This window comes from Pseudomonas sp. NPDC087614, from assembly GCF_044743485.1.
GTDB lineage: Bacteria > Pseudomonadota > Gammaproteobacteria > Pseudomonadales > Pseudomonadaceae > Aquipseudomonas > Aquipseudomonas baetica_A.
In genome coordinates, this window is sequence record NZ_JBIUWN010000019.1 from 1 (window position 1) to 4,885 (window position 4,885).

General features: G+C 61.2%; 4 protein-coding genes. All 4 read right to left on the reverse strand.

Going from position 1 to position 4,885, the window contains the following annotated elements; all coding sequences use genetic code 11:
• Positions 1-978 (reverse strand): tRNA dihydrouridine synthase DusB (gene dusB, locus ACIOWA_RS10080; protein WP_401159595.1); only part of this gene is annotated, 978 nt, incomplete at its 3' end.
• A gap of 185 nt (positions 979-1,163) precedes the next feature.
• A complete protein-coding gene (locus ACIOWA_RS10085; protein WP_401159598.1) occupies positions 1,164-2,414 on the reverse strand; it encodes a DUF3426 domain-containing protein in 1,251 nt (416 codons plus the stop codon).
• Between the two features lie 30 nt (positions 2,415-2,444).
• Complete coding sequence (gene prmA, locus ACIOWA_RS10090) at positions 2,445-3,323, reverse strand: 50S ribosomal protein L11 methyltransferase (RefSeq protein ID WP_401159601.1); 879 nt, start codon at positions 3,321-3,323, stop codon at positions 2,445-2,447.
• 254 nt (positions 3,324-3,577) lie between these two features.
• Positions 3,578-4,885, reverse strand: a complete 1,308-nt coding sequence (gene accC / locus ACIOWA_RS10095; RefSeq protein WP_401159604.1) for an acetyl-CoA carboxylase biotin carboxylase subunit — start codon at positions 4,883-4,885, stop codon at positions 3,578-3,580.

The window sequence follows — 4,885 nt, forward strand, 5'->3', positions numbered from 1 at the left end:
GCTCTTGTAACGCTCGGCGAAGAACTCCCGAACGTTGGCGCATTGTGTTTCCGTACCATCCAAACGATTGAAGTGGGCGCGAAACTCCCTGGCGCCCGGCAAGGTTGCGAGATACCAGCCCACATGCTTTCGAGCAATGCGTACGCCCATCACGTCTCCATAGAAAGCGTGAAGTGCGGCCAGATGCTCAAGCAGAATGCGTTCCACTTCGACCAGCTTCGGCGCCGGCAATTTCTCGCCGGTACGCAGGAAGTGATCGATCTCGCGAAAAATCCATGGCCGCCCTTGAGCGGCACGGCCTACCAACAGGCCATCGGCACCGGTCGCGTCAAGCACGTAACGGGCCTTTTCCGGTGAATCGATATCGCCATTGGCAAATACCGGGATCGACACGGCCTGCTTGATCGCGGCAATCGTGTCGTATTCGGCAACGCCGGTGTACAGATCGGCGCGAGTGCGGCCATGCACTGCCAGCGCGGTGATCCCGGCCTGCTCGGCGATCTTCGCCACGGTCAGGCCGTTCTTGTTGTCGCGATCCCATCCGGTGCGGATCTTCAGGGTGACCGGCACATCAACCGCGGCCACGACGGCCTGCAGGATCTCGGTCACCAATGCTTCATCTTTCAATAACGCGGAGCCGGCGGCCTTGTTGCAGACCTTCTTTGCCGGGCAACCCATGTTGATGTCAATAATCTGTGCGCCCAATTCGACGTTGGCCCGTGCCGCCTCTGCCAGCATTTGCGCGTCGCCACCGGCAATCTGCACCGAGCGTGGCTCGGGATCGCCTTCGTGGATCATGCGCATGCGCGACTTGCGGGTATTCCACAGGCTCATGTCACTGGTGACCATTTCCGAGACCACAAGCCCTGCGCCCAGACGCTTGCAGAGCTGACGAAAGGGCTGATCGGTGACCCCCGCCATCGGGGCGAGAATCAAGCCGTTCTGCAATGTGTATGGGCCGATGCGTACCGCCGACATAGGACTTCCCTGAAGTGGGGCCGGATCATGAGAGTTCGAAAAAGGGTTGGCATGATACCCGCTCTCGATGACTGGATAAAGGCTGAATTGAACAAAATCTGAACAGTTAATCTGTTATCGCCAGCGGTTTGGTTGGGCGCGGCGCAGTCAGAAAACTGCCGTCAATCAGGAAACGATGAAGCGGTTCACTCGGGCGAGTGAAAACTCAGGCTGTAATTCACCGCTTTCGGGCCTGGGTCGAGAATGTCCAGCGCGATGTGGATCGGTGTTTGTGGCGGCATTTCCGCCAGACCTTCCAGGTCGCCGCTGAGGTATTCCCCCGGTTTGAAGCGACGACTGGCGATCAGATGACCGTTGAGGTCGGCAAAACGCAGTTCCAGTAGTGGGAACGGCTGGGAGAACGTCGCGCGGTTATAGATGATCGCGTCGACGACCAGTGCGCCGCTGAACTCGGGATGACTGCGCACGACCAGATTGCTGCTCTTGATTCGGGCGATATCGACCTTGGACGGCACCGTGCAACCGATCTGCGGGCAGAGTTGCTGGAACCACGGGCGGTATTGATCCTGGCGCGCCAGCTCATCGAAATGATAGGCGATGTACTGGCCGGCGAGGGCGCCGGCTGCCAGTAGCACCAACAGCATCCATAGCAGGCGGCGGCCCCACGGTGAGCGGCGTTTCTGCCAGTCCAGTTGCAGCGGGTCGTCGGTCAGGTCTTGCAGGACTTCGCTGCGCTCGCGTTTTTTGCGTTGCGGTTCGATCAACGGCAGATCGTCGTCATCGGCTTCGTGACTGGCGGACCGGCGTTCGCGGCGGGCATTCGGATCGATTGGGTCGTGCAGGCGCAGTTGCGGGATCGCGGGTTCGTCATCCAGCTCCACCGGTTCCAGCGACAGCGATGGCTCGGTCCGCGCCGATTTGACTGGCTCGATGTCGACGATATCCTTTTCTGCTTCGGGTCCCGGCGTTCGCTCGTCAGCGGGTGCGCTGAACAGGCTGTCGGGCCATGTCGACTCTTCCGGCTCGTGACTGTCGCGACGGGCGCTCAGGGCGTCTTCGCGCGGGCGACCGAGTTCGCTGGCTGGCTGAATTTCCCGTTGTTCGAGGCGGGCGAGCTCTTCATCCAGATCCAGGCTGTCGAGATCCAGCTCCGAGGCGCTCCACTGCTTTTGGCTGACGGCGCGCGGCGCGGGCGGTTCGACGATGGCTGGTGGCTCGATAGCCGGTAGCTCTTCGGCGGGCGGCGCTTCAATCGGCGGTGCGACCGGCATCACCGCGTCCTTGCCGGCGTGTTGCTCAAGCAGCTGTTTGGCGGCATTGAATACTTGCAGGCAGGCGCCGCAGCGAACCACCCCGCGGGCCACGCTCAATTGAGCATGGCTGACACGGAAACTGGTTTGGCAATGCGGACACTGGGTGACGAAGCTGTCGGTCATGCGGCGATCCGGATTATGCAGGCGGCCATTCTAGCGCCGACGTCCGGTGATGCGCACCCAGCCATCGCGATTGGCGATCGGGTCGAGGTCGAAGTCCTGAGCATACGCGGCAGCGACTTCTTCACCTTGTTCGGCAAGAATGCCCGACAGCGCCAGGCGCCCGCCGGACTTGACCAGGCTGGACAGTTGCGGGGCCAGCGAAACCAGCGGCCCGGCGAGGATATTGGCGACCAGCACGTCAGCTTTGACCTGCGGCAGATCTTCCGGCAGGTACAGCGGGAACAGCTGTTCGGCGATGTTGTTGCGTCCGGCGTTGTCACGCGAAGCTTCCAGTGCCTGCACGTCAATGTCGGTACCGACGGCTTCTTTCGCACCGAGCAGCAGGGCGGCGATGGCCAGAATCCCCGAGCCGCAGCCGAAATCCAGCACATTGCAGTCTTTCAGGTCCTGACCGTCGAGCCATTCCAGGCACAGCGCGGTGGTCGGGTGGGTGCCGGTGCCGAAGGCCAGGCCCGGGTCCAGCAGCAGATTGACCGCGTCAGGCTCGGGCGCGGCGTGCCAGCTCGGCACGATCCACAGGCGCTGACCGAAGCGCATTGGCTGGAAACCGTCCATCCAGCTGCGTTCCCAGTCCTGGTCTTCGATGACTTCGCTGTGATGCTCCGGCAGCGGGCTGCCGGTCAGCAGTTCCAGGTGGGCCAGTACCGGTGCGGGTTCGGTGCCGCCCTCGAACAGGGCCAGCAGATGTGTGTGCGCCCACAGCGGGGTGGTGTTGAGTTCCGGCTCGAAGATCGGCTGATCTTCGGCGTCCATGAAGGTCACCGATACGGCGCCGACTTCAAGGAACGCGTCTTCGTAGGTTTCGGCTTGTTCCGGGCTGATGGCCAGACGTACTTGCAGCCAAGGCATGGCGGGCACCTTTGAAAAAATATGATTGCAGCCTAGCGGCCAGCGAGAAGCGCGCAAGTTTACGCGAGCGCGCAGGTTTTGTGGGAGCGGCATTGCACCCTGTGTCGGGCTTGCTCGCGAAAGCGGTGTGCCAGACAAATAAATGTATCTGATACACCGCATTCGCGAACAAGCCCGCTCCCGCAAGGGGTATTTGAAAGCTGTAGAAACAACAAAGCCGCCCGAAGGCGGCTCTGTCAGGTGCGGGCTGAAGCTTAGTGCTTCTCGCCTGCCAGCTTGTGCTCGAGGTAGTGAATGTTCACCCCCCCTTTGCAGAAGCCTTCATCACGCACCAGATCACGGTGCAGCGGGATGTTGGTCTTGATCCCGTCAACCACGATTTCGTCCAGGGCATTGCGCATGCGAGCCATGGCTTCGTCGCGGGTGGCGCCGTAAGTGATCAGCTTGCCGATCAGCGAGTCGTAGTTCGGCGGAACCGCATATCCGCTGTACAGGTGCGAATCGACGCGAACGCCGTTGCCGCCTGGGGCGTGGAAATGCTTGACCGTGCCCGGGCTCGGCATGAAGGTTTTCGGGTCTTCAGCGTTGATCCGGCATTCCAGCGAGTGACCGCGGATCACCACGTCATCCTGCGTGAACGACAGCTTGTTGCCAGCGGCGATGCTGAGCATCTCCTTGACGATGTCGATACCGGTGACCATTTCCGAAACCGGGTGCTCCACCTGAACACGGGTGTTCATTTCGATGAAGTAGAAACGACCGTTTTCGTACAGGAACTCGAAAGTGCCCGCGCCACGGTAACCGATGTCGATGCACGCCTTGACGCAGCGAGCCAGAACTTCCTGGCGAGCCTGCTCGTCGATGCCCGGTGCCGGCGCTTCTTCGAGAACCTTCTGGTGACGACGTTGCAGCGAGCAATCGCGGTCGCCCAGATGGATGGCCTGGCCTTGGCCGTCGGACAGCACCTGTACTTCGACGTGACGCGGATTGGTCAGGAATTTTTCCAGATAGACCATCGGGTTGCCGAACGCCGCGCCTGCTTCGGAGCGGGTCAGTTTTGCCGAGGCGATCAGGTCTTCTTCCTTGTGCACTACGCGCATGCCGCGACCACCGCCGCCGCCAGCGGCTTTGATGATCACCGGGTAGCCGACTTCACGACCAATGCGCAGCGCCGTTTCTTCGTCTTCCGGCAACGGGCCGTCGGAACCTGGAACGGTTGGCACGCCTGCTTCGATCATCGCGTGCTTGGCCGATACCTTGTCGCCCATCAGGCGAATGGTGTCGGCTTTCGGGCCGATGAAAGCGAAGCCGGAGTTCTCGACCTGCTCGGCAAAATCGGCGTTTTCCGCGAGGAAACCGTAGCCTGGGTGAATGGCGGTAGCGCCAGTCACTTCAGCGGCAGCGATAATGGCCGGGATGTGCAGATAAGACTGGGCGGCAGACGCCGGGCCGATGCAGACGGATTCGTCTGCCAGACCCAGGTGCATCAGCTCTTTATCGGCCTTGGAGTAAACGGCGACGGTCTTGATGCCCATCTCTTTGAAGTCACCCTGATTAACCAG